The 5657-nt window shown below is 37.8% G+C and carries 2 protein-coding genes and 1 pseudogene; 2 read left to right on the top strand and 1 reads right to left on the bottom strand.

Translation table 11 applies throughout. The features are described 5' to 3' along the window. Positions 1 to 191: 191 nt before the first annotated feature. The gene (locus tag E5A76_RS10855; RefSeq protein WP_161118939.1) at positions 192 to 2078 is read left to right on the top strand and encodes an FAD-dependent oxidoreductase; all 1887 of its coding nucleotides are present in this window, start codon (positions 192 to 194) and stop codon (positions 2076 to 2078) included. A 315-nt stretch (positions 2079 to 2393) separates the two neighbouring features. Further along, the gene (locus E5A76_RS10850) at positions 2394 to 4439 is read left to right on the top strand and encodes a hybrid sensor histidine kinase/response regulator (RefSeq protein ID WP_161118938.1); all 2046 of its coding nucleotides are present in this window, start codon (positions 2394 to 2396) and stop codon (positions 4437 to 4439) included. A 71-nt stretch (positions 4440 to 4510) separates the two neighbouring features. Here E5A76_RS10850 and cqsA read toward each other — a convergent pair. Beyond that, positions 4511 to 5657: pseudogene (cqsA, locus tag E5A76_RS10845) on the bottom strand (alpha-hydroxyketone-type quorum-sensing autoinducer synthase); the annotation flags it as partial.

The raw sequence follows: 5657 nt of genomic DNA, 5'->3' as shown, positions 1-5657 counted from the left end.
TTGTATAATGATTATAAAAGCGTCAAGTAATAGTATCTCAACCTATGATGCGTAACCTGATTGATATAGATAAATAAAATTACCCTACCTATTTATCACTTCAACTCAATATTCACCTTCCTTTCATAATCATTATCTAAATAACCAGCATAGCTTGCAGCCCAGTAAATAAATAACAATAGAGGCAATTAATGGTTAATATTACTATTGATGGACAATCTTATAACGTAGATAAAAATCAAACCCTTTTAGCTGCCGCCAAAACATGTGGTATCGAAATTCCTTCTTTATGTGATGTTGATGAATTCAGCCAAGAGTGCGTACTTTGTGATGTTGAAGTCGCAGGCAAAGGCATTGTAAAAGCCTGTGATATTCAACCAACCGACGGCATGGTGGTAACAACAGAGTCTCAAGTACTAACAAATATAAGAAAACACAACCTTGAGCGTATTTTACAACGTGCCAATACCAACTGTAGCGTGCCACCTTGCCAAGTTGCCTGCCCTGCCAATGTTGATATTCAATCGTACCTATACTTCATTGCCAATAACGAACATTTAAAAGCTATTGAAGTGATCAAAAAAACACTGCCAATGCCACTGTCTATTGGTCGTGTTTGCCCTGCTTTCTGTGAAGCCAAATGCCAACGTAACTTAGTCGATGAGCCATTAGCGATCCGTCAACTGAAACGTTATGCCGCAGATATCGATCTTAAAAAACTAGAACACTACACACCTGTTAAAAAAGACAGCAAAGGCAAGAACATTGCTATCGTTGGCGCAGGCCCGGGTGGTTTAAGCTGTGGTTACTTCCTGAGTAACGAAGGTTACAACGTCACTGTATTTGAATCGATGCCTCAAGCCGGTGGATGGTTACGTTACGGCATTCCTGAATACCGCTTACCGAAAGCGATTCTCGACAAAGAAATCGAAATCATGTGTCGCAACGGCATGACGATTAAAACCAACACCAAATTAGGTGAAGACTTTACCCTTACTTCCTTAAGTGAAGAATATGATTCAGTTTGTTTAGCCATTGGCGCATCACAAGCAAGCGAAATGAACTATACAGGTAGCGATCTTGATGGTTGTTACTTAGGCGTTGATTTCTTAAAAGATCTGGCAATGGATAAGCAATATAGCATTGGTAAGAAAGTGGCTGTTATTGGTGGCGGTAATACTGCTATTGACTGTGCCCGCTCTGCATTACGTTTAGGCGCTGACACTACCCTTATTTACCGTCGTACCCGCGATGAAATGCCAGCAGAAACCTACGAGATTGAAGAAGCTGAACACGAAGGCGTGAAGTTCCACTTCTTAACCAACCCTGTTGAGAATATTGCTGATGAAAACGGCCGTGTTTGCCAAGTGAAATTAGAAACCATGGCATTAGGCGAACCTGACGCTTCTGGTCGCTGCTCACCAAAACCTACCGGTGAATACACGCTTGAAGACTTTGATACCGTGATCGCTGCGGTTTCACAAAAAACAGATACCGGCTTTTTAGCTAACGAAGATATTGAATTATCATTTAGCCGTTGGAATACCATTAATGTTGATGAAGCGACCATGCATTCTGGGGTCAAGAACATCTTCGCCATTGGTGACTTCCGTCGCGGTCCTGCCACTGCAATTGAAGCCATTGCAGATGGCCGTAAAGCAGCAAAAGCCATTGATGAATACTTTGGCGGTAATATGGAAAAACTTTACACGGAATCTTTCCGCTCTCGTAACGTTGAACGTAGCCATTTGATCCGTCCAGAGCATGCTGAAAAACTAAAGCGTATCATGGCATCTTTAGCCACAGGTAATAACACACAAGATATTGAATCAAAACTTCATCATGCGTTAGCTAAAGTGCTACGCGTTAAAATGCCAGAACTTACCCTAGCGCAAAGAGAGCAAAGCTTTAGTGAAGTAGAAACAGGACTCTCACAGCAAGCAGCTATTGATGAAGCCAACCGTTGTTTGAGCTGTGGTTGTGATGCTGGTAATGATTGTAAACTACGCCACTATGCGACTGATTATAAGGTTGATCGTCGTTTATTCATTACCCGAGCGACACCAATAAAGGCTTAATACATATCTAAACAACCACCTATATTAGGTTATATAGGGCTGTTAATTTGTTAGCAGCCCATTTCTTTTTGTGTAACATTAAATTCACAATTAAAGCATAAGATACTCGGTTACATAAATTACATTTCAAGTTCATGAAGCCGCTTCAAATTGTTAACGAGTCCCACTTCATATTTAATAACAATGTAATTACATTTCGAGTAATAAATACAGTTAACAATTATCTCAATAAATATAAAATCGTCGCTATAGATCATTTTTACTTGTAGTCATTTCGTTTATAGTAAAGCCAAACAAGCATAAGAACCTCTGACAATGACTATAAGAAATAGAATAAATAATGTTTACCGTTATTTTGAGCCTAATTTATCAATTATTGGCTATTTAGGGGCTATTGGCTTTCCTCTTTACTATTTCATCTGGCACTATTTATTCCCCCAGCCTTACGAGAACTTATTACTAAGAATTATTTGTGGCGCGTTTTTTATTCCTTTTATTATTAAAGATCAGATGCCCTACTGGTTCACTCGTTACAAAGATATCCATTTCGTTGTCACGTTAACCATCGCATTGCCTTTTTTCTTTAGTTATATGCTGCTAATGAATGACTGGTCAATTATTTGGATCATGTCGTTTATGACGGCTGTTTTTCTGTCTATTTTGTTGATTTACGACGCTTATATTATCAGTGCTATGTCAATCATTGGCATTGCCCTTGGTACACTGTCAGCGTTTAGTTTCAATCACGCTGAAATTCATAATTTCCACTGGGGTTACGTTGCTGTGATCAGTTTTGCCTATATTACAGGTATTGCTTCACACTACCGAAACCATGTTCATTATGAAGATCAGCTTTTGTTTGCTCGTAGTTTCAGTGCTGGCATCGCTCATGAAATGCGAAATCCTTTTAGTTCGCTATATTCTTCAATGGAGTTAATGCTTGATATTCTGCGCCAACGTAGCGAGCAATCTACACACAACCATGAAGAAAACGTTAACGAATTAAAATCGATCATTCGCAGTAATATGACGGTGATTAATAATAGTAATGAAACAATTAACTTATTATTAAGCTCTATTAATGAACATGCTATTTCAAAAAACACCTTTCAAGAGCACTCTATTGTAAATGTAGTAAAAAATGCTGTTGAAAGTTACGGCTATCAATCATCGAGTGATAGAGAACTCGTTACCGTTAAATATAATAAAGACACACCTTATTTCGGTAGTGATATTTTATTTCGTTACGTTATTTTTAATTTAATTAAAAATGCACTTTATTATAAGAGTAAAAAAGATTTTCACATTGAAATTAATATCGACATTAATAGATTAAACAATGTTATTAAAGTGAAAGATACGGGCGTTGGCATTGCCAAAAGTAATATAAACTCCATCTTTAATGAATTTTATACTCATGGTAAGAAAAATAGCTCTGGACTCGGTCTTCCCTTCTGTAAGAAAGTGATCACTGCATTTGGTGGGACGATCTCGTGCCAATCACAACAAGGAGAATGGACAGAATTCACTATTCTATTACCAAAGATTGATTCAAAATCAACCAATAAGCTTAAATACGAATTATTGTCGAAAAAACGTATTTTATATATTGGTGATAACAACCAAGATGTATTTGAGTTACAAAAAAACTCGTTTTCTTTTGGCTACCACTTTTTATCAGTTAGTCCATTTCGCCTTGTCGACATTGAACATCAGCTCAACCTAGCTGATATGATTTTAATTAATTTAGATAGTTATGGTGAACATAACTATTATATGACCAAGCTGCAGCATAAATTAGCTTTATCGACCACGAAGGTGCTTTATCTTTATCGTGAAGAGCAAGCGTTACACTTAATTTTAAATCCGAAAGTCAATTATAAGCTAGTTAATATTAATAAGTTAAAATCTGGGTTAACTGAAGGGATCTGTAAATACTTTTTCACTCACTTTAATCAAGAAACAATCCCAACCCAAAATAAACAAGAAACCCAGTCAATTTTATTGGTAGACGATAATACCTCTCTGCGTATGTACACAGGTATTTTGCTACAACGCAGCGGCTACCACGTAATTCACGCAGAAAACGGACTAAAAGCGCTTCAACATTTAGCAGAACATAATGTGGATCTCATTATGATGGATTTAGAAATGCCATTAATGGGAGGATTAGAAACAGCAAAACAAATACGTAACAATGATCAGTACAGTAACCATCATCATACGCCGATCATTTGTTTCTCTGCCTCTCTTAATACACAGCAACAGCAAGAGTTAAAAGCAGCAGGCATGAATGGCTTTATCTTTAAGCCAGCAACCAAAGATCAAATATTTGAAACCATCAATCGCTATCTCAACTAACGTTCAAAAAATTACCCACTACCCTGTAACGTTTACGTAAACGTAAGGTGGTAGTGGGCAAAAAATCTAGATTACTTTAGTGCTAAATCCGCTCGCATAGACTCACAAACAGATACGATAGTTTCAATTTCCTCGTTGGTTACATCGCTGTTTAATGAAATACGAATAACGTTCTTATTCTTTGGTGTCGCTGGGGAGCAGAACACAGAACCAAAGACATCACGCGATTCTAAATAATCACGGATCACTTCGGTATTTTCATCATTACCACTTTCTAATGCGATAATTTGAGACTCACTTTGAATACGAAATCCAGCATTTCTTAAGCCACTACGTAATTTTTCAGACTGAATAAATAAGTTTTTACGCTTATCATCAGCCCCTTTAATCACATCCAATGTGGCTTTTAAGATCTCTAATTCATGATTAAGTAACGCCGAGCTGAAAATGGCAGGAAATGCAGTGAACGGGAATGACTGTGCCACTTCCTTACTACATAAAATCGCCCCTGCACGATAAGCAAAGGCTTTAGCTAAACTAGCTGTTAAGAAATCAACTTGATCTGTTAGCCCTAATTCAGCCACTAGCCCTGCACCATTTTTACCATGTGTACCAAGGGAATGAGACTCATCCACCAGCAAGGCGCAACCGTAACGGTTAGCTATCTCAACCAATGTATGTAGCGGAGCAACAGTACCAATAGTGCTATAAACTGAATCCACCATGATCAATCCTGGTCCTTCACGTTTAATTTGTTTCTCTAAATGGCGCATATTGTTATGCAAGAAAGTTTGAATATTCCCTTCAGCCCGCTTTGCTCCATCCCATAACGACATGTGAGCAAAGAAGTCGATATAAATCGGCGTACCTTTAGGGATAATGGTCTGAATCAAGCCGACGTTTGCAGCCCAGCCAGATTGTGAAAGGACACATTTCTCAAAACCTGTCAGTGCGGCTAATTGCTCTTCAAACGTATCGCCTGTTTCTGATTGATGTTGAAAAACAGCTGACATTACCACTTCATGTTTATGTTCGGTGATGGCTTTTAAATGTCGCTGACGAATATATTCGTTACCTGTGATCGCCAAGTAATCATTACTTTGCAAGTTAATTGATGTTTCTGAAGGAGCTTTACCTAATACAAGGTGTTTTTTATTTTTACGAGAGTAGATATCAGCTTCTAAATGAGCTTCAACTTTTTTTTATAAAGCTAGGAAG

Origin of the sequence: Photobacterium lucens (genome assembly GCF_009873615.1) — a bacterium.
GTDB lineage: Bacteria > Pseudomonadota > Gammaproteobacteria > Enterobacterales > Vibrionaceae > Photobacterium > Photobacterium lucens.
This window is presented reverse-complemented; position numbering and strand designations above follow the sequence as displayed.

Coding starts and splice junctions, on each gene's coding strand:
- E5A76_RS10855 (WP_161118939.1), top strand. CDS start 192: ATGGTTAATATTACTATTGATGGACAATCTTATAACGTAGATAAAAAT.
- E5A76_RS10850 (WP_161118938.1), top strand. CDS start 2,394: ATGACTATAAGAAATAGAATAAATAATGTTTACCGTTATTTTGAGCCT.